The sequence below is a fragment of the Romboutsia hominis genome (assembly GCF_900002575.1).
Classification (GTDB): domain Bacteria; phylum Bacillota; class Clostridia; order Peptostreptococcales; family Peptostreptococcaceae; genus Romboutsia_C; species Romboutsia_C hominis.
This window is the reverse complement of record NZ_LN650648.1, coordinates 983,874-1,004,228: the sequence shown is the minus strand read 5'-3', so window position 1 is coordinate 1,004,228 and position 20,355 is coordinate 983,874. Positions and strand designations below refer to the sequence as shown.

The 20,355-nt window shown below is 25.0% G+C and carries 25 protein-coding genes, 3 tRNA genes and 1 pseudogene; 11 read left to right on the top strand and 18 right to left on the bottom strand.

Annotated features, from left to right (window positions below):
• Window positions 1-82: 82 nt before the first annotated feature.
• The 5 genes from FRIFI_RS04810 to FRIFI_RS04790 all read left to right on the top strand — a co-directional run bounded on the left by FRIFI_RS04810 (window position 83) and on the right by FRIFI_RS04790 (window position 2,018).
• Window positions 83-412: a PadR family transcriptional regulator gene (locus FRIFI_RS04810; protein WP_166505147.1), complete on the top strand. Its 330-nt coding sequence runs from the start codon at window positions 83-85 to the stop codon at window positions 410-412.
• Complete coding sequence (locus FRIFI_RS04805) at window positions 409-1,029, top strand: DUF2812 domain-containing protein (RefSeq protein WP_166505146.1); 621 nt, start codon at window positions 409-411, stop codon at window positions 1,027-1,029. The genes FRIFI_RS04810 and FRIFI_RS04805 overlap by 4 nt, the downstream gene beginning before the upstream one ends.
• Window positions 1,030-1,303: 274 nt before the next feature.
• Window positions 1,304-1,379 (top strand) — tRNA-Asn (locus tag FRIFI_RS04800).
• A 244-nt stretch (window positions 1,380-1,623) separates the two neighbouring features.
• Window positions 1,624-1,699, top strand: a tRNA-Asn gene (locus FRIFI_RS04795).
• A gap of 243 nt (window positions 1,700-1,942) precedes the next feature.
• Window positions 1,943-2,018: transfer RNA gene (locus FRIFI_RS04790), tRNA-Asn, on the top strand.
• 254 nt (window positions 2,019-2,272) lie between these two features.
• Here FRIFI_RS04790 and FRIFI_RS04785 read toward each other — a convergent pair.
• The 4 genes from FRIFI_RS04785 to FRIFI_RS04770 all read right to left on the bottom strand — a co-directional run bounded on the left by FRIFI_RS04785 (window position 2,273) and on the right by FRIFI_RS04770 (window position 5,857).
• Window positions 2,273-2,440 carry a hypothetical protein gene (locus tag FRIFI_RS04785; RefSeq protein WP_166505145.1) on the bottom strand — a complete coding sequence of 56 codons (168 nt, stop codon included), beginning with the start codon at window positions 2,438-2,440 and terminating at the stop codon, window positions 2,273-2,275.
• A gap of 219 nt (window positions 2,441-2,659) precedes the next feature.
• Complete coding sequence (locus FRIFI_RS04780) at window positions 2,660-3,139, bottom strand: hypothetical protein (RefSeq protein ID WP_166505144.1); 480 nt, start codon at window positions 3,137-3,139, stop codon at window positions 2,660-2,662.
• Window positions 3,140-3,692: 553 nt separating this feature from the next.
• Complete coding sequence (locus FRIFI_RS04775) at window positions 3,693-4,943, bottom strand: ABC transporter permease (protein ID WP_166505143.1); 1,251 nt, start codon at window positions 4,941-4,943, stop codon at window positions 3,693-3,695.
• Entirely contained in the window at window positions 4,943-5,857 is a 915-nt protein-coding gene (locus tag FRIFI_RS04770; RefSeq protein WP_166505142.1) for an ABC transporter ATP-binding protein, read from the bottom strand. The genes FRIFI_RS04775 and FRIFI_RS04770 overlap by 1 nt, the downstream gene beginning before the upstream one ends.
• 298 nt (window positions 5,858-6,155) lie before the next feature.
• Here FRIFI_RS04770 and gltS point away from each other — a divergent pair, with 298 nt between their 5' ends.
• From gltS to FRIFI_RS04750, 4 genes are all read left to right on the top strand, one after another.
• Window positions 6,156-7,400 carry a sodium/glutamate symporter gene (gene gltS, locus FRIFI_RS04765; RefSeq protein WP_330405586.1) on the top strand — a complete coding sequence of 415 codons (1,245 nt, stop codon included), beginning with the start codon at window positions 6,156-6,158 and terminating at the stop codon, window positions 7,398-7,400.
• Between the two features lie 186 nt (window positions 7,401-7,586).
• A complete protein-coding gene (locus FRIFI_RS04760; RefSeq protein WP_166505141.1) occupies window positions 7,587-7,907 on the top strand; it encodes a hypothetical protein in 321 nt (106 codons plus the stop codon).
• A gap of 119 nt (window positions 7,908-8,026) precedes the next feature.
• Window positions 8,027-8,239, top strand: coding sequence for a hypothetical protein (locus FRIFI_RS04755; protein ID WP_092926491.1), 213 nt, complete (start codon window positions 8,027-8,029; stop codon window positions 8,237-8,239).
• A gap of 212 nt (window positions 8,240-8,451) precedes the next feature.
• Window positions 8,452-8,931: a hypothetical protein gene (locus FRIFI_RS04750; RefSeq protein ID WP_166505140.1), complete on the top strand. Its 480-nt coding sequence runs from the start codon at window positions 8,452-8,454 to the stop codon at window positions 8,929-8,931.
• Window positions 8,932-9,167: 236 nt separating this feature from the next.
• Here FRIFI_RS04750 and FRIFI_RS04745 read toward each other — a convergent pair whose 3' ends face one another.
• From FRIFI_RS04745 to FRIFI_RS04735, 3 genes are all read right to left on the bottom strand, one after another.
• Window positions 9,168-9,671 (bottom strand): GNAT family N-acetyltransferase, encoded by a 504-nt coding sequence (locus FRIFI_RS04745; protein ID WP_092926494.1) that lies wholly within the window; start codon window positions 9,669-9,671, stop codon window positions 9,168-9,170.
• Window positions 9,661-10,335 (bottom strand): YczE/YyaS/YitT family protein, encoded by a 675-nt coding sequence (locus FRIFI_RS04740; RefSeq protein ID WP_166505139.1) that lies wholly within the window; start codon window positions 10,333-10,335, stop codon window positions 9,661-9,663. The genes FRIFI_RS04745 and FRIFI_RS04740 overlap by 11 nt, the downstream gene beginning before the upstream one ends.
• A gap of 216 nt (window positions 10,336-10,551) precedes the next feature.
• The gene (locus FRIFI_RS04735; RefSeq protein WP_166505138.1) at window positions 10,552-10,770 is read right to left on the bottom strand and encodes a hypothetical protein; all 219 of its coding nucleotides are present in this window, start codon (window positions 10,768-10,770) and stop codon (window positions 10,552-10,554) included.
• A gap of 653 nt (window positions 10,771-11,423) precedes the next feature.
• On the opposite strand from FRIFI_RS04735, the gene FRIFI_RS04730 reads away from it, so the two are divergent.
• Both FRIFI_RS04730 and FRIFI_RS04725 read left to right on the top strand, forming a co-directional pair.
• Window positions 11,424-12,272, top strand: coding sequence for a CPBP family intramembrane glutamic endopeptidase (locus FRIFI_RS04730; RefSeq protein WP_092926500.1), 849 nt, complete (start codon window positions 11,424-11,426; stop codon window positions 12,270-12,272).
• Window positions 12,273-12,302: 30 nt separating this feature from the next.
• The gene (locus FRIFI_RS04725; protein ID WP_166505137.1) at window positions 12,303-12,581 is read left to right on the top strand and encodes a hypothetical protein; all 279 of its coding nucleotides are present in this window, start codon (window positions 12,303-12,305) and stop codon (window positions 12,579-12,581) included.
• A 175-nt stretch (window positions 12,582-12,756) separates the two neighbouring features.
• Here FRIFI_RS04725 and FRIFI_RS04720 read toward each other — a convergent pair whose 3' ends face one another.
• From FRIFI_RS04720 to FRIFI_RS04670, 11 genes and pseudogenes are all read right to left on the bottom strand, one after another.
• Entirely contained in the window at window positions 12,757-12,969 is a 213-nt protein-coding gene (locus FRIFI_RS04720) for a hypothetical protein (RefSeq protein ID WP_092926504.1), read from the bottom strand.
• A gap of 165 nt (window positions 12,970-13,134) precedes the next feature.
• Entirely contained in the window at window positions 13,135-13,665 is a 531-nt protein-coding gene (locus FRIFI_RS04715) for a GNAT family N-acetyltransferase (RefSeq protein WP_166505136.1), read from the bottom strand.
• A gap of 342 nt (window positions 13,666-14,007) precedes the next feature.
• Window positions 14,008-14,478 (bottom strand): CPBP family intramembrane glutamic endopeptidase, encoded by a 471-nt coding sequence (locus FRIFI_RS04710; RefSeq protein WP_330405612.1) that lies wholly within the window; start codon window positions 14,476-14,478, stop codon window positions 14,008-14,010.
• A 539-nt stretch (window positions 14,479-15,017) separates the two neighbouring features.
• Window positions 15,018-15,632 carry a hypothetical protein gene (locus tag FRIFI_RS04705; RefSeq protein WP_166505135.1) on the bottom strand — a complete coding sequence of 205 codons (615 nt, stop codon included), beginning with the start codon at window positions 15,630-15,632 and terminating at the stop codon, window positions 15,018-15,020.
• 97 nt (window positions 15,633-15,729) lie between these two features.
• The gene (locus FRIFI_RS04700) at window positions 15,730-16,041 is read right to left on the bottom strand and encodes a hypothetical protein (RefSeq protein ID WP_166505134.1); all 312 of its coding nucleotides are present in this window, start codon (window positions 16,039-16,041) and stop codon (window positions 15,730-15,732) included.
• 155 nt (window positions 16,042-16,196) lie between these two features.
• Window positions 16,197-17,279, bottom strand: a complete 1,083-nt coding sequence (locus FRIFI_RS04695; protein ID WP_166505133.1) for a DUF4179 domain-containing protein — start codon at window positions 17,277-17,279, stop codon at window positions 16,197-16,199.
• The gene (locus tag FRIFI_RS04690) at window positions 17,280-17,822 is read right to left on the bottom strand and encodes a sigma-70 family RNA polymerase sigma factor (protein WP_166505132.1); all 543 of its coding nucleotides are present in this window, start codon (window positions 17,820-17,822) and stop codon (window positions 17,280-17,282) included.
• A gap of 761 nt (window positions 17,823-18,583) precedes the next feature.
• Window positions 18,584-18,658 (bottom strand): annotated as a pseudogene (locus FRIFI_RS15450) (cold-shock protein); the annotation flags it as partial.
• A gap of 44 nt (window positions 18,659-18,702) precedes the next feature.
• On the bottom strand, window positions 18,703-18,906 hold the full coding sequence (locus FRIFI_RS04680; protein ID WP_166505131.1) for a helix-turn-helix transcriptional regulator: 204 nt from the start codon (window positions 18,904-18,906) through the stop codon (window positions 18,703-18,705).
• 5 nt (window positions 18,907-18,911) lie between these two features.
• Window positions 18,912-19,274 (bottom strand): DUF3796 domain-containing protein, encoded by a 363-nt coding sequence (locus tag FRIFI_RS04675; RefSeq protein WP_166505130.1) that lies wholly within the window; start codon window positions 19,272-19,274, stop codon window positions 18,912-18,914.
• A 206-nt stretch (window positions 19,275-19,480) separates the two neighbouring features.
• Window positions 19,481-19,795 carry a hypothetical protein gene (locus FRIFI_RS04670; RefSeq protein ID WP_166505129.1) on the bottom strand — a complete coding sequence of 105 codons (315 nt, stop codon included), beginning with the start codon at window positions 19,793-19,795 and terminating at the stop codon, window positions 19,481-19,483.
• Window positions 19,796-20,355 lie beyond the last annotated feature (560 nt).

Genomic DNA, 20,355 nt, shown 5'->3' with positions numbered 1-20,355 from the left:
TTTATTGTTAATTATTACGTTTACTGATATAATCTTATTACAGTAAACGTAATAAAGGTTACTGTAATAAAGGAGAAATAAAATGAGAGATAACGTAAAAGGTGGTGCTTTAACAGAAACGACACTTTTTATTCTATTGGCACTATACAAGCCTAACCACGGCTATGGTATTATGCAATTTATAGAATTAAAAACAAGTGGTCGTTTATCATTAGGGGCTGGGACTCTCTATGGAGCTATTAATACTTTGTTAAAAAAAGGATGGATAGAGCCATACGAGAGTAAAGATGATAGTAGGAAAAAGGAGTATTTAATAACATCTAAAGGTAAAATCGTAGTTGAAAATGAAATTGCACGATTAAATGATGTTCTTAATATCTCTTTAAAAATAGTAGGGGATGATAAAATATGAAAAAAATAGTGTTTAAGTATTTCTTTGATTTTTTAGAGGGGCAAGAAAAATGGTTAAATAAAATGGCTAAACATGGATATAGACTTGTTAAGGTAGGAAAATTAACCTATGAGTTTGAAAAATGCAATCCATCAGAATATATATACTGCGTTGAATTTGTTGCTGATAAATCAAACTCTGAAATAAAAAAATATAAGAATTTTTTAGAAAACGATATTGGGTATAAGAGTTTTATAAAGAATATAAATATAAACTGGTCATTTGGTAAAATGAAATTTAGACCATGGAGTAATGGCGGTAAAATTGCAACTTCCCCAGGAAGTTTTAACAAAGAATTACTAATATTAGAAAAGCAAAATGATGGAATGGATTTTAACCTACACACAAGTAATGATGATTTAATAAAATATCTTACTCCAATACGAAATATGTATTTATTTACAACTATACTTCTTGCAATAATTACTTTTGTAAGTAAATACAAAGCTTCTAATCATTTATTATTAAATACTCTATTATGGGGATTAATTTTAATTACTCTATTTTTAGGAATACAAACTGTAAAATACTTTAACTTAGTAAAGAAATATAAAAAAGATAAAAAGCTTTATGAATAATTCAACATTAAAAGAGTTATATTATATAAGGTTTAAACTATATAGAATTAAATTTATCATATAGCTATACCACCATAGCTAAATTAATTTTAGTTACTGTGGTATAGCTACTTTTATTGTTGTTTCAACTTTTTCCACTTTTGTATTTTTATTTTAAGTTATTTAAATTCTTATATAAATAATTTTTAATAAACTATTAATAAAATTTAATAAACTGGTTAAAATAATAACTGTAACGAACAAGTGAAGATTTTCTACCCTATCTAAAATATTTGGGAGTATGGCTCAGTTGGTAGAGCAATTGACTGTTAATCAATGGGTCACAGGTTCGAGCCCTGTTATTCCCGCCACTTTAAAAACTCTTAGTTTTGGCTAAGAGTTTTTTATTTGGATATTTAAATATTTTATCAATTATATTATATAAAGAGTCAACAAAGTTTAATTAACATAATTCCATTTTGTATATCACAGACTATTTATAAATATTTTATAATAGTTAAATAATTTTAAAAAATATTAATAAAATTTAATAAACTGGTTAAAATAATAACTGTAACGGACAGGTAAAAATTTTCTACACTATCCAAAATATACGGGAGTATGGCTCAGTTGGTAGAGCAATTGACTGTTAATCAATGGGTCACAGGTTCGAGCCCTGTTATTCCCGCCACTTTAAAAACTCTTAGTTTTGGCTAAGAGTTTTTTATTTGGATATTTAAATATTTTATCAATTATATTATATAAAGGGTCACCAAAGTTTAATTAACATAATTCTCTTTTGTATATTACAGCTATTTATAAATATTTTATAATAGTTAAATAATTTTTAAAAAATATTAATAAAATTTAATAAACTGGTTAAAATAATAACTGTAACGGACAGGTGAAAATTTTCTACCTATCCAAAATATATGGGAGTATGGCTCAGTTGGTAGAGCAATTGACTGTTAATCAATGGGTCACAGGTTCGAGCCCTGTTATTCCCGCCACTTTAAAAACTCTTAGTTTTGACTAAGAGTTTTTTTATTTGGCTATGTTTTAATAACAAAAAAGTAATTGTATACCTACTTATATACTCCTACTTTTTTATTCACATTTTTACAATGAATATCCATACAATCTTTCAGCCGCAAATTAGCTACATCTTACCATTGTTTCACCAGTTTTAATTCTATCTTTATCATAAACATCCCATATTTCCATACTTTCACACCTTCAAAATATATATTTAATTATAATTTAACTATATAAACTTAACATGATTTTTTCTTTTCCTTTTAGTGCCATTTTTACAAGAAGTCCATGTTTTATAACCTGATGAATTAGGTCTTTCCCCCGCACCATATCTCATAATCAAGCCTGCAATTATCATTAATATACCTAGATAATATGAATGTTCAAAGTAATTCACATTATACCCCTCCTATTTTTCTACTTATATATAAATATATTATTTATTAAAACTTATCTTACTCTTAAAAATAAGAAATGTTTTACCTAAAAGATATCCAATTCCTATCGCTCCCATGCTAGGAAATAAGTATTTAAATAAAAATGCTATATTATGAATTACTAATTATTTAAACTTCTAGATTTCTTAATTCGTAATATAACAAAATTATAATCTAAATCAGAACTCATTTGATATCATACTTTTTACTTCTTCAATACTATGAAATTTCAAGTATTGATCTATAAAGAATTTATTTTCATCACTACTCAATATATAAACTTTATTATCTTTAATATTTTGAATATATCCTATTTTATTACCTATCCATAAATTATAACGATGGACTCTACTTGATACTCCCTCAATTTTATTATATAAAAATAAGGACATAGTATTTGTTGGTTTTCCTAATTTTCTAGCATTTTCTGAGTTTATATCTATACCATTTTTTCGTTTTGTGAAACAAACCCTAATGATATATTCTTCATCTTCTTTTGAGATGTTTTCATTTTTATCAAGGTTAAGTGCACCAATACTTCCACTTATTACTGCTCCACCAAACTCTTCATTACTTTTTACAAATACTTTTATAACAATAAACATAATAATTATTATCAAACCTAATATTAGGATTATCTTGTTTTTCTTCGAATTCATTTTTCCCCCTTGCATAATACTGTATAGCCTATTATATAATTCATAATATATACCAATTTCTAATTAATCTTTTCGTATCTATGTAACCTATGAGGTAATAAATCAAACAAAGGAATAGTTATAAATAATATTAATATTTGCAGTTTAAATTTTAGCATAAAATCATTTAAAATAATGATATTATTAAATACAAATATATTTGACATAGTAATAATAAAAATGTATATTCCCCTATATACATTTGCTTTAGATTTATAAATTGAGTTACATTTTGAACATTTCAAATGTCCTTCTAAGCTAAAAAAACATTTTAATCTATCATAAAATGTAAACTTATGATTACATTCAATACAATCTCTCACAATAATTTCCCCTTTCAATCTTTTTTTGCAATATATAACAATTGTTAATTTAATTATGTCAAAACTAAAACTTAATAATATGTCCACTAAAGCAGATGATTTTATAAACAATACTATTACATAAAATTATATTTATCAAAATGTTATAAAGAAAAACTAGGCTTAAAGCCTAGTTTCTCATATTTTAATATTTACCTTTCACTTTTAAGCCACTTTAGGGCATTTTTAAGTTTTATTGGATTTCCATACATTAAGGTAGCCATTCTGTATATCTTAGCACCACCTATTCCTGCTAATACTGTTGATACTATTAATATTAATGCAGATATTATAAATTCTACTGATGTAACAGCTCCTGTTGCAACCCTTACTATCATTGTCATTGGAGATGCAAATGGTATGTATGAACAAACCTTTATTAGTGTACTATCTCCATTAGTTAATCCAAATATACTAATCATAAATACTACAATAAATATCATCATTATAGGTCCAACACTTGACCCTATATCTTCTGTCTTTGATACTAAAGCTCCCAATGCTCCAAATATGAATGAATAGAATAGGTAACCTAATATTCCAAATATAGCAAATGTAGCTATTAATTCTGGTGGAATTTTAAATAAATTATCTAATATTCCATTCCACGCTTTACTATTTACCTTATATGCAATAAGTACTGATGACATTATTACTCCAACTTGTATTATACTTGCTATTGCACCTGCAATAACTTTACCAAATATCAAGTTATTTGTATTTGTACTTGTAACTAATACCTCTATTGCTCTATTGCTTTTTTCTGCCGTTATTCCCATGGCAATTAATTGACCATACATTAAAATCATCATATATATAACGAAGATTAGTATATAAGCATAAAAATAATTATTTGCACTATCTTTGCCTAGTATTTCAACATTAGATGCTATTTTGGTATTATAAATTGTATCTACCTTATTAAAATCTATTCCTTCACTAGTAATTTTATTTTTTCTATACTCTTTTTGTAAAAGTTCATCAAATATATACTTATTCTCATCATTAAACTTAGTATTTTGAACAACATAATCATACTCAGTTGGATTTTTAACATTAAAACCTGCTTCTACATCTTTATTTTCAACTAACTTATCTAATTCATCTTTACTTTTTACCACTTTCCAATATGAGTTTGGAAAATAAGTCTTTAGCTCTCCTTTATTAGGAATAATATTCTTTTCATCATATATTGCAAAATTAGTTTTATCTTCTTCTGCAAGATCCTCTAATTTAGCTTCACCTTTATTTCCTATTGGCAATATAGATGACATATCTATAAAATTAGGTAGGGATAATCCAATTATCATTACTAATGAAATTATTATAGTACTTATTATAAAAGATTTTTTATGAAAGTAGTTTCCAAGTTCAAATTTTAATACTGTGAAAAATTGTTTCATTACTCTTCACCTACTTTCTTTACAAATATATCTGTTAAGTCTGGTTCATATACAGAAAACTTCTCTATATCTATATTTTCTTTTAATATACTTTCTAAAAGTTGGTTTTTCGTTGTATTTTCATTTAGCACTAATATTAAATAATCCTTTTTAACTTCATCTACCGTTACTAATTCCTTAAACTTATCTTTACATATAGATTCTAAATCATTTAATGTAAAATTCTCTGCACTTAGTATTAATCTATTGTTACCAAATTCTTTTTTTATTTCTTTAAGATTTCCACTCAGCACAATCTCACCTTTATTTAAAATAGCTATTTCTTCACAAAACTCTTCAACATAACTCATTTGGTGGCTAGAAAATATTACTAGTTTATCTTCATTTATTAATTCTCTGACAGTATCTTTAAGTATCTGTGAATTAACTGGATCTAATCCACTAAATGGTTCATCAAGTATAACTATTTCTGGATCACATACTAATGTTTGTGCTAATTGAACCTTTTGCTGATTTCCTTTTGATAAACTCTCTAATGTTCTATTTGCATATTCTTCTATGCCTAATTTTTCAAGCCATATCTTTGTACTTTCTTTTGCTCTCTTAGCATCTGCACCTCTTAACTGAGCTAAGTAAACTATCTGTTCTGTAACTTTCTTTTTAGGATATAATCCTCTTTCTTCTGGTAGGTACCCTATCTGGTAATCTCTTGGGTTAAACTTCTTTCCATCTATTAATACCTCTCCTGAATTAGCCTTGAAAACGTCCATTAATATACGAATTGTTGTAGTTTTTCCTGCACCATTTCTCCCTAATAGTCCAAGTGCCTTTCCACTTTCAACTGAAAAGGATATTCCATGTAATACTTCATTTTCTGAAAAACTTTTTCTTAGATCCTTCACTTCTAGCTTCATATTTTCTCCCCTCTTTAAAGATGTTATCTACTATATAGTATATTAACGATTATTTATATTCAACTATTTCCCTTAACAAATCTAATTCACTAAACACTTTATAATTTATCTATAAAATCTCTTAAGGTATCAGTTAAGTTGACTTTATCAATTTTTTATTGTAATATATAAAATAAGTTCCATGAATTTCAACATCTTCTACTCTCAATTATCAGAAAATAAAATCATAAGAATTTAAGTTTTTAAATTATTCATTATAATGTTTAAAATTTAAATTTATATTAAGGAGGGTAAACTTATGTTTCAATTTTCAAATGAATTAAAAATGATGACCCTAAATTTAGATATAATTCAAAGTATTGCATTTACTACTGCTGTACTTTTAATAGGGTCTTTTATAAAAAGTAAAATCTCTATATTAAATAAATACTGTATACCATCACCAGTTGTAGGAGGATTTTCTTTTGCAGTAATAGCCTTTATATTAAGGCAAACAGGAATAATTACGATAGTATTTGATACAACGCTACAAAATATATTAATGACAGCCTTCTTTACAACGGTTGGATTCACTGCAAGTATGAAAGTTTTAAAAAAAGGTGGAACACAAGTAATTAAGTTTTTAATTATATCAGTAATATTAATATTAGCTCAAAATATAGTTGGTGTTTTCTCTGCTAAGTTAATAGGTGTAGACCCACTATTAGGACTTGTTTCAAGTTCTGTTTCTATGACAGGTGGTCATGGAGCTTCTGGTGCATTTGGTCCTCTTCTTGAAGCAAATGGACTTAAAGGTGCTCTTAGTATAGCTATGGCCTGTGCTACATTTGGATTAGTATCAGGAAGTATTATAGGTGGTCCTCTTGCAAATAGATTAGTTCAAAAACATAATCTTCAACCAGAGGAAATAGAAGTAAAAGAAGAATTAGTATCAACAAACGTAAATGAAGAAGTATCATACAATGAAATATCTATAGGAAAACTTTCAGAAAGTAAATTGACAAGCTCAATTATACAAATAATAATAGCTATGGGACTTGGGACTATAGTATCAGGCTTATTTTCATATATAGGTATAACAATGCCATCTTATATAGGTTCTATGATTGTAGCAGCTATTATGAGAAATATTTCAGATGCAAAAGGGATACATAATGTATCAAGCAATGAATTAGAATGTATAGGTTCAATATGTTTATCATTATTTTTATCAATGGCTATGTGTAGCTTAAAATTATGGGAGCTTGTAGACCTAGCTATACCTATACTAATACTACTAACTTTACAGACATTATTAATGATACTATTTGCCTACTTTGTTACATTTAACGTTATGGGAAAAGATTACACAGCAGCAGTGCTTGCAGCAGGACATTGTGGATTTGGTCTTGGAGCTACACCAAATGGAATAGCAAATATGGAATCTGTAACTTCTAAATATGGTCCAGCACCTAATGCATTTTTCATATTGCCATTAGTTGGAGCATTATTTATAGAATTTATAAATTCAGCAGTTATAACGACTTTTATGAATCTACTATAAACATATTTATAAAAAATAGTGTATTTAAAATAATTGTATATTTATTTCAAATATATATAATAAAAACCGTATCACTTCTTGTGATACGGTTTTTCCTTTGTAATTCTAAATCACTAATTTATAATGTATAATTATATAGGATATATTAAAATTTCATATGAAAGTATATATTAGGGGGAAAACATAATGTCATTTATAATTTTTGTAATATGGGCATATTTATCAACACTATTATTTAGTTTTTTATTTTATAAGTTAAATCATATCAAACCACAATTATTTCAAAGAGTACAAATAAAAGTAAATAATTTAAGTGAAAAAAAGAAACGTAGATTAGGAATAATTGCAAATATATTATTTTTAATAATAATTTTTATTTTACCTATATTTAATGATAGTGATATTATAGCTGGTTTAATTATAGGTTTTTTATTTTCATTCAAGGATATATGTTTTAATAATAATGTTATTGAATATGCGTTAAAAGATCATAATGGGATAAAGTAATATATAAAACAATACAGAGTATAAAAAAATATCAAAATTGCCATTCTTTTTAGTTATTATAATAGGTGTAAGTTATCATTTAATATATAACAATTATTTGGTTAATTAGGGGGAATATTATGGATAATGTTATTGATTTTAAATTGGTTGTTATATTTATGATTTTTATAATTATAGTAACTTTAATAGCTGAATGGATTAGAATTAAATATGCTTTAAAATTTTTAAGTGATAAAGATGAAAGTGAAAGCACTAAAAAATATATATCAACTATGGCTATTTTTCAATATGTCTATGCGATAGCTTTAGCTTTGTATTTTATATTTTTTTAGTAAAATTTTACTTATATAAAGATTGTATTAGGTATTATACCATTATTCATTAGTTTTTATAGAGTTAAAAAAGTATACACTAAGATAGATGATTTCATAAATACAAACAATACTATTACTTAAAATTATATTTAGAAACCATTAATAAGTTTTAAAATTTATATATATTTAATCTATACTTATATATAATAAAATATAAGGGGGTAATATTGATGAATATAGGGAACAAATGTAAAATAAAAGACATTTCAAAATGTTTAGTAGATGAATTTAAAGTTCAACAAATTACTAAAGAAGATCTTTTAAATTTAAGTGGAAATCTTTCTACTATTGAGTTAAATGACAATTCAATAATATATAAAATAAGTGATTTAGATTTTATTCAATCACTATTAAGTGAAAATGAAAAATCAGAAATACAAATAACTATAAATCATTTTAACGAAAATGTTGAAGATATAGATTGCTCATCTTATGAATATCAAATAAGTACTGGAAAATTAATAATTATTGTTTTAGAAAGCGAAGATGGAGATAATTTATCTAGTTTTATAATGGATGGAAATGGAGAACTATTATTTAATTATTTATCAAAATTTATTGGAGATGATATTGAAAAAATCGAGAATCCTTTAGATGAAGTAATTGAAGAATTAAAACATTTTACGCCTTACGGAAAATATTTTAAATAATATAAAAAGTAGTTCTATTACTATGATAAGTACTATAAATTTTTACGCTATGTTTAATTATAATGTTGAAAAATACAATGATTAAAAGGACCGTTATATGGTCCTTTTAAATTAGAATTCTTTATTATATTTATTTTCATGTACGACTTTTTAAATTACTTTATTTTATAAAATTATTATCTAAACCTAAATTTAGAAACTACTAAAGAAATTGCCTAATTATCGAATAAATTAAACTATAACAATTTTTCAAAAGCTATTCTTTTACTTGAATCATCTACATATATTATTCCGCAATACTTAAATCCATTTTTCTTAAGTACCCTTTGCATAGGAATATTCTCTTCATGTGTATCAATTTTAATACTATGTACACCGCTATCTACACAAAGTTGTTCTACACATTTAATAATCTCAGTTGATAGACCTAACCCTTTGTGGTTATTACTTACAGCTACTCTATGGATAGCTGCATATTTATTGTTACTTAGCCACTTTCCATCATAGATAGATTCATACGTTGGTTCTCCTTTAAATGTTACCATTGAAGTAGCAACAACCTCTCCATCTTTTTCTAGTACATAGCTTTCAACATTTTTTATATCCCCAATAATTGTATCTTCATTTGGATAACCATTTTGCCATTGGTCTATTCCTTTATTTTTAAAGAATTCTTGGGCTTGGTTGATGATTTTCATTATACTTTTTACATCATTTGTTTTTGATTTTCTAAACTTCACTAATATCCTCCTTGTCAGTTACGCATTCTTTAACAAATGCAAAACACTGTTTTATATCTTTATGATTTAAATTTTTAACATCAAAATTAAATACTTTATACATCATTTGAACACAGTAGCCTATACCAAATACAGTTAATAAAGTACCTAGTCCAACAGTCCCACCTAATATCCATCCAGTTATTAGAGCCAGACCTTCTATAAAAAATCTTATTATACTTACAGGCTTTGATGTAAGCTTTACTAAGACTACCATTAATCCATCTCTCGGGCCACATCCCATTTCACACCCTATATATAAATAACTTCCTATTGCATTAACAAACATACTTCCTATCATAAGTAATACGCCGTAAAATAAATTAGCACTTGTAGGAATTATATCTATATAGATTATTAAATCTATGAAACATCCAATCATAATCATATTTGCTAATGTTCCAAATCCTATTTTTATACCTAATATACTAACTATAATTACAATTAATAGACCTACAATTATACTTGCCTGACCGATTGTAAGGCCAACTAAATTAGACAAACCTTGATGAAAAACATCCCATGGACTCAAACCCAAATTTGATTTTATTGACAGTACAGTAGAAAGTGCACATAATAAAAATCCTGATAACATTCTTAGAAAAAGCATTAATATTCTTTTCATAATTAATCTCCTAAAAAATAATAGCTGAACTTTAACTATTATTTTTAACTATTCTCCAATACCTTTTTTTAATATATCTCTATGATATAATTATATTATAACTGTTTATATATATCATCATAATTAATTTTAATCTACTCTTTAAGTTCTTTATTTTCTTATTCAAGTCTGTTTATTTTTCTTTTTGGCTATGTGTTAGCTAACTTTGTGATAATATTATGATAAAAGTAAACATACCTTAGTATTTTCAATATTTTTCATCACTTCATCTGAAGTAATTTTTTCTCCTTTTATATCATCCTCTATCATTTCAAAATACACTTGTTTTAAGCTTTTTATTTTCTTACCATCATTACCCTTCATATATACCATAACCATTCCTACTATTCCCAATAAAAAACATATCCTTAAGACAATATTTCTTTTTTTGTTCATGAGTCTCCCCCTAGATTTAATAATTTTACTAGCTTTTATCTTTAATAATATTGTACTATCAATAGATTAATTTTCTATAATTTTATTTAAATCAAAACACCAATAATATTAAATTATGGTACATAATTATTTTACCTATTTTTAAAATTTAACTAGTTTATATGCACAAAAAAAAGTATCTTAAAAATTAAGATACTTTTTTGAATACATAATTTGAATACATAATTAAGGGTTTAAGGATTTATTATAGTTTGGCTACTTCCTCACCAAAGTATATATATCCATTAAAGGAAATTGATTATCTTTATCAAACTTTCTAATTAAATGATAATATTTTTCAATTAATTTGTCAATATTTTTTTTAAATTTTTATCATTAAATTCTCTAATAAATCTACTAAATAAAATTTTGTTAATAATCTTATAAATATTATTAAAGAAGGCTAATTTTTGTCCTCTTTATATACAATATGCTATGCAAAAAAATACCCATTTAATTTCTTTAGCTAACTTAAATCAAGATACTTTACTTCAAGTTTAATGAAACCATTTTGTAATAGGAAAACGATTAAATATTATGTATAATATAACTAAAGTTTGAAATTGTTATAAATTGTAAATAATATATGTGGGTAAATAATTTAAGGGGTGGAGATGTATAATTTAAAGCAAATATATAAAAATGAAATAAAAATTAAACCAATATCTTTATTAAAATCACTTTTTGCTATAGCTATATATATTTTAGTTCAAAATATAATAAGTTTGTTATCAGTTTTTATTAGTGTTTTAATAAATCCAAATATGTCTTTTGGAAATAATATTATACTTGTAATGATAGTAACAGTATCTATAAGTATAGCTATGGTAATATTGGCAGGACATATATTTACTGAAAAAGGTAGTACTAAAATAAATAACAATAATTTTAAACCTAACAAGAAAGATTATTTACATATTTGTTTGATAATAATAGGGTATATTTTAATTAGAGAGGCTGTATTGTTTGAAGTATTAACACAGTTTGAAGGACCTATACCTGATGAAACTATTGATTTTATTATTGAAAATTCTAGTGGTATAGAATTTTTTGTACTAAGTTTAATGTTATTTTTACAAACACTTATAGAAGCACCTATATTTGAAGAACTGTTTTTTAGGGGAATATTATTAAATGGATTTCTAAGTAAATATAAAATAAATCATAAAAAAGCTATAATATATTCTGCGATAATATTTGCTATTGCACATTTAAATATACCTCAAGGGATAAATGCTTTTATATTAGGAGTAATACTAGGATATATTTATTATTATACAAAATCTATGAAACTATCTATTTTAGCTCATTTTATAAATAATTTAATTATATTCATACCAGTACCAAGTAATATAATATTTAAAATTGCATACATTTGTTTAGGATTATATTGTATTTTAAAGGGGCTAAACTACATAAAACAATTACAAGAAAAAAATAATAAGCTAGCTATAGATAATTAGTTATAAATTTACGGTGGGAGGTACTTTATCATGTTATTATGGATTATGGTGTTTCTTGGTACTTTACTCTTTGTTGTGGGACTTTATTTTATTGTAAAAAATTATAAAGATGGAAAATACATAAAAAAATATGGAGTAATTTCTTATATAGGGTTAGGCATAGCAGTTCTTGGAGCAATATTATTAATGGAGCCTGTATTTACCAAGTTACCCCCAAATTTATCTGGAGTTGTACCATGTTTTATATCTTTAGCTATTTTTATGATATCAGCTAAATTATTGCTAAAACCTACATTTTTAAAAAAATAATTACCAATTTATTGAGTAGATCAAATAAAGAATCTTAACATATTTAAACTAAAGTATATAAAAATGGCTAGACTTTTGATAATTACAATAGTTCTAGCCATTTTTTTGCTTATTTTTAATACAAATTCTAATGAGGTCTAAATTTAATAAAAAAGACATTTATTATACTAATAAGCTATACATTATTTTTATTATCTTTTATTGCTCGTGTTAATTTACGCAAATTATCATTTATAGAAATTAATAATATTAGAATTAAAATACCTATAATTCCTGTGCCACCTGAATTATTTATACTATTATTTACATTGTCTACACTATTTTGCAAATTAGATATTTCACTAGATATATCTTTAAGTTGCTCTATTATTTGATTTTGTTCTTCCACTGTCTCTCTCCCCATACCCTTTTATTGAAAATTTTAAGAATTACTTATATAGTTTTTTATATATAGTAATTGTTGCTTTTTTATATTATATACTTTTCTAAATTTTTTTCCAATAATTAAATAAATTAAATCCAGCCCTTATAAATTTAAACTAATTCAATGAATCTATTCTTGAATTAATGAAAATATTTCCACATCCAAAAAGACGCCTTCTTTAAATATACTTTGTCTAAGTATTCCCTCTTTTTTAAATCCAAGCTTTATCAATAAGTTAGAAGATGGATTATTCCCTATAACAACTTCAGCTTCTATCCTATGTAAATTTAAATCATAAAATGCGTATCTAATTATTTCACTAACAGCTTCCATTCCATATCCATTGTGCCAATAAGTACTATCTATATCATATCCTAAATTACATTTTTTGTTTTTAAAATCTATGCTATTATACCCTGCTAACCCAATTAATTTATTATTTTCCTTAAGAACAATTCCCCATCTCATACCATTATCTTCTGAACTAGCTTTTAAAATTTTATCAATTAATATTTTAGCCTCATTTTCACATTTAAGTGATGTTTTTCCTAGATATTTAGTCACTTCATCCTTTGATAGGTAGTTAAATATATCTAATGAATCATTCTTTGATATGCTTCTTAACAATAATCGATTGGTTTCTAAATTCTTAAAATTCATATTCTAATCCCCTTATTAAAATATTAAGTCTACAATATTTCTTTTTTTATTCATAAATCTCCCCCTAGATTTAATAATTTTACCAGTTTTACTCTTTAATCAAATGGCTATATTTTAAATTAATATTGAAAATGATATTATTAAAATAAATATACAATTATTATATAATGCAAAATTAAAAGCAGGGGTTATACTCCTGCTTTTATTGTAAAAATAATTTATAAAATCAACATTGGTTTAAAACAGAGCCAATAAAATAAATACAGTTAATCAAACTAATTAAAATAATCAGTTTTCTATATAATTTTAAGGCAACCTCTGTTTATAGTATTAGATAAAATTTTATGCACATTGTTTAAAAAACTTTTTCTTATCTAAATAAATAATGACTATTATAGCTACAATTATTACAATAGTTTCACAAATACCTCCTTCAGGTCCAAACTGTCCACCTGACAATGAGGGATTTCCAACCAGGTTTAAATCAAATAGTGTACCAACAGAAGTATTAGTTCCACTAACTTCAAACCCAAATATATTTCCCATAAAGAAATTCCAAGAACAGTGAATGCCACAAGCCCCCCAAAGGTTATTAGTTTTTAGAACATAAAGTCCAAATAAAAATCCTGTTAAAACTAAATTTATAACCGCTATGTAGCTAACATTTGGATTAAGTAAATGCATAAATCCAAAGTAAGTAGATGATACAATTAAACCAACCCATACATTGTACTTAGCACTTAAAACATTCATAAGCCATCCGCGAGTTACAATTTCTTCGGCAGAACTTTGAACTATCCATCCAATTAGTATTATACTTATATACTTTATAGCAGATCATATAGTAACATATAAAATTAGATTCCTAAGAACTAAAAATATTTTTAAAATTCAAAAATAGGAACATCTCTATGCTGAGATATTCGCTTAAATTTACACTATTGTATTAAGTTTATCTATGGGTAGAGTCAGCATTTTGAGTATTTACAATGTTAATCAAAGTACTGACTTTATATCTTTAAGTAACTATTCTAAAATTGGGAAAGTATAGGTTTTATGCAACTACAAGATTATATTATATAATTAGAATGAATTGACATTAGAAACTAAAATATTATGGTATATTTTTCTATATTTAGCATTGCAAAGTAAAGTCTTTGAAAAATAAAGTTAATATAGTTTTTTAAAAAATACAAAAGAGTATATCTAATGAAATATAGTTATTTCAAAGGATATACTCTTTTGTATATACAGCTATTCCGAAAATCTAAATTTCGGGATTAGTGATTAATTTTATGTATTAAGAATTATAATTAAATAAATATAGATTATCTGATTTATACTTAAACATTCTATTTTAGAGGTTTAGAATATATGTCTTTTAAATAGTTAAGCCTATCAAGCATTTTATTTAGATTTGCTTCAACATTTTTTTGATTTTTCTTTCCTTCATAACCTAATTCTTTGTTTACATCAAATTCATCATCTACTGCATCAGCATTAACTTTAATTGTTGCAGACATAACTTTCCATTTCCCATTTATTTTTGAAAGATATACTACATAATCATTTCCTGCCCCGGCTTCATTTATTTCCCCAGTATTTTCATCTTTAAAAGAGTAATATTCCTCTATATAAACATTAATTTTTACACAGTTTCCAGAGCTCACAAAGTTTCCATAATCAAATTTAAAATTTTGAGAAAGTACTTTTATATAATTTGTTTTATTATTAGTAGCTTTTACAGTATTTCTTGCTAATAGATATTTCTTTAATTGTTCATTTCCAACTGTTGAGAAATCATTCTTTCCTCCATTATAATTGTAATCATCTTTGATAAAAGTTTCCAATACTTCTGTTATAGAACTTCTTTCAAAAATAGCATGTTTATATACATATACACTAGAAATAAGAAGAATTGATAACCCTAGCAAAAGAATAAACCGTTTGTTTTTCGCCTTTATCATGTGATAGCCTCCATATATATATAACTAGTCTCTAAAGTAAAATTTTAAGACTACTTACTTTAGTTTCGGGGAATAATTATTTTATTTACTAAGTTTTTTAAACGCCCGAGTTATATGCAATAACATATAGCATAGGAATTGTTATATATATGATTGCTATTAAGCAATAATGAATTACCATATTTATATTTTTATTTATTATCCAATATATTACTAATAAAAAGCAATATATTAAAAATACACCTGCTACCATTATAGGAATATTATATGGGTAATCATAAACTGTTGCCATTATAGGAACCACATATAGATTGTGGTCTATAATCCAATTAGGTACTGATACAGAGGAGAGAGCTAAAATTCCTGCTATAATCCAATCTACCATCTTCCAGTCTTTATACTTACTCATTTCTGAATTCACTCCATTCAAGTTAGCTTATTTACTAATTTTACCATAAATAAATTAAATCCACAAAAAATGACTAGCAATTTCTAATCATGAAATTCTAGTCATTTTTGTGTTTTTTATGTATATTAACATATCTAAGAGAATAACTATTAAGTTTAATCAATATCTAATACAATAGCATCTTCTGTAAATAGTTTTGCTTTGTCATTAATATACACACAAGGTGTTATAATAATTTTTTTCTCATTACCTTTTAAATTAAATTCGTCACCAATATACCATTTTCCATTATTTAGTTGTCCGCCTGCGCCAGACCCTAGTTCTAATTCTTTTCCATTTTGATTTTTTACTATAAAACGAGGTTCACGTCTCTTATTAACACTAATATCAGTATATAAATCATAATTATATTTAACTTTAACTGATAGAGGAGATATTCTAATTTCTTCTATATCTAAATCGCCTTTATATACATCTTCGTCGATTTTAATTTTTTTATTTACTTTATGAACGTGAGTATCTTTAATTATATTCGATGCATTGATTTTGGTGTTGAATTCCCATTTTCCCGAACCAAGATTATATTCTTCTTTATCATTATAATAAAGATTGCTGATAGTCATCTTTAAATTATACTCCTTGCCAGATTCTATATTATCTAAAATTTCATATGAATTTTTATCTGTATTATTTATATCAGTATTTAGATCCCAGAAATTAATTTTTAATAACATATTTACTTTATTCTCCCCTTCGACCTTTTCATATTCTACTACACCACCACTTGGAGCTAATAATGGAATATTATCAATAGTAACAGTAGGAAGAGATGGATGTATCTTAGATGCATCTATATTTTTATCTTTTGGTTTAAAATTTGTATAGTCCATACTCATACTAACTAATATCTGTCCATCATCTATCATTAATTCACCTAAGCTAAATTTTAGTCCATTATCTTCAACAGTTTGCAACCCCTCAAATTTATATTTATCAAATATACTATCCTCTCTGCCTAGAAAAGATTCAATATGTTTTGTTATATTTTCTATATAAGCCCATGTTGTTTCACTATTTATAGCTATAGTTCCTACGATAAGAGCTACGGATAGTCCTGCTGCTATACTTTTTCTTTTACGTGATTTAATTCTCTTTTTTTCACTAAAAGCCTTATCTATAGCCTCATCTATAGCACAATCAAAATTACTCGGTATCTTTATATGATCTAATTTATTCACTTAGTTACCCTCCATTAATATCTTATATAGTTTTTCTTTACCTCGTCTTAGGTAAGTTTTAACTGTATTTTCATTAGTTTCAGTTATATCCGCGATTTCTTTTATAGTCATATCATAAAAATATTGAAGTATTATAGGGGTTTTAAATTTATCTTCTAATATGTCTATAGCATTATACAAATCAATTTTATCTTCTAATTTTTCATATGATATATCTTCAATTGATTCGAGTTTTTCAATATTATTAATAGTTCTGCCCTCATTTCGACTTCTATCGTTAACATTATTTATTAGTATTCTAGTAATCCATGTTTTAAAATAATCAGGATTTTTTAGTTTATGTATATTTATAACTGCTTTATATACTGTTTCTTGGCATACCTCTACAGCATCTTGTTCATTTTTTATGTATAAAAAAGCTGTTTTATATAAGTATTCTTTATGATCGTTTATAATTTTTTCAATTGCATCCCTATTTCCCCTCATAGCTTTTTCTACTATGAGCCTATATCTGTTATTATTTAGATCTTTAATAGTTTTCATTAGTAATAATTCTCCCTTATGTGTCCTTTATATTCCCTTTATTAGACGTAATAAGTGTATCAAAAGTTTCAGTTTTTTTAAAAGTCTTAAAACTTTTTTCTGTCACAAATTATAATTTAAAGACGTTATGTATAGTAAGAAATATTATTTCAAACAAATCAAGGAGTCAAGATCTATAAGAAAGAATATTTTAATTGTTAATTTACTTAAAATTATGTGTTTAATGAGTTTGTCAAGAATATAAAGAATTTTGAATGGAATCAAGTCTTGCAAGAGTTAATTTTCCGGATTATATGAACTTATTTTATCTGGTCAGTATGAATGTATAAAAATACGTAATTTTAATATAATACGAACAAGTATTAATTATCACAGGTAACTTTTTTTAAATGAACTCATTTTTTTATAGTGGTAATTAATGAGAAAAGAGTAAAATGACTAAAGGTTACTGTGTTTTCAATACCTATAGTCATTTTTATTTACTATTAATCACAAAATTATCTAACAGAGACAAATAATGAAATAAAGTAAGAGACAAGATAAATACAATTGATACAAATATAAATCAAGATAAATACAATTGATACAAATATAAATAAGGTTAAATTTTTAAGATGATTTATTTATATGTATTTGGAAAAATTAAAAAAATAGGCTATGTTTTAAGTCAATGTTGATATTAGAAACAACTTCAATAATAAAAAAATAGGGGTGTACCAATTGGATAACTCCTACTTTTCGTTCGCATTATATTAATATTATTCTTTAATATCTTCTACTGATATAAAACCAAATCCTTTTTCATTGTTAAACCATTTTACTATTCCGTTATTCATTAAAAATACACCTGTGAACCTATTTCTACATTTCTCTAAATTTATTAAAATTCAAAAATAAATAATTCTTCAATGGGAGTATTTAACTCCCTTGAAATTCTAACAGCTAATTCAAGTGAAGGATTGTATTTTGCATTTTCTAAACGAGCTATAGTTTCTCTTCTAACACTAACTTTATTAGCTAATTCTTCTTGAGTTAACTCATTAAATTGACGATATTTCTTTAAATTACTAATAAACTTTGCCATAATCTTTACTTCCCTAAATCAAATTTGTAAGTTAAAAATGCCCATAAATTCATTGATATTGCAAAAGTAAGTGCTACTATTAATATTTGTAGTCTATAAAGTGTTAGTACATCTACTGTATATAACTGAATTAATACACTTGATACAATTGCTATAGCAAAACATGCAGGAAATACTATAGAAGCTGCTCTATGTTTATTGTAAATTAATCTCTCATCTTCACAATCACCTAGCTTGTACCACCAATAATTAGCTAATTGACCAAAGAAGGCAAAATATATAAGTCCTAGTGGGTCACCGTTTAATTCTTTAAAACCTAAAAATCCAAAAAGTGCAAAAAAAATTGAATACTTGTTTAACTCTTTCATAAATAAATCCCCCTTCATATATGTGATATATTTATATCTCTATATTACATATATATCACATTGATTTTTATATTATGACTAAAGTAAAAAATATATATTTTAATATTTGGCTTTATTAGCCAACTTTGTGATAAATTATAGATAAAAAAAGATGTACCTTAGTTATTTCAATATATTAAAATACTAAGGTGCATCTTTTACTAAATTTAAGATTTTATTTTACAATATATAGAACAAACAATAGCATTTAGTGTAATTGTAATTACAAGAAGTAATGCTGATGCAAGTGCTACTGTACTTAAAGTATCCATCATTGCTGTCCAGTCCTCTATATTAACTAAATGATTTATGTAGAAAATTTGCATACATAATGAAATAGCACATGCACTAGCACTAGCTATAGAGAAAATACTCCAATTCTTATTAATAGACTTATTCTCCCTCATAAGATTAATTATTGGAAGTATAACAGCAATCACCCCAAATAGTAAGCTTCCCCTATTTAACAGACCATAATCCATAATGATATTTACCCCCTAGCTTTCTAACTTATGTATTTGTTTAACGAAAAATAATTGACGTTAAATTACAGTTACTAACTTTGGTTATATTATACATTTTATTGAATTATTTACCAAGTACAAAATAGTTCAAAGTTTTTTAGACAAAGCATACTTAAACTTTATATCTATTATTTATCAATTTAGTGTTCATTAAATAAACTAGTTATTTATATTAATAAACAAATTAAATCTACATTACTTACTTCTTCTTTTTATTATTCTTCTTTATCTTATTCTTTTTCTTCTTCTTTTTCTTGTCCTATATTTTAATACGAGTCGTTACAATTTTTTTCACCACTTGTTGACGATTGGTTATACGTATAGTGGTACGACTCGTTACAAATTTTAAACAAATAAAACTTAGTATATAAATATAAAAAGGAAGGGATTACATGTTATTTTGAATCCCTTCCTTTATTAAATCTTAAACCTATTTTATTAGTCTCCAATAATTTTAATAAATACTTTATTATAAATTTACCTTATTAGTTAAAACATCATATCCTGTGTATGCTAAC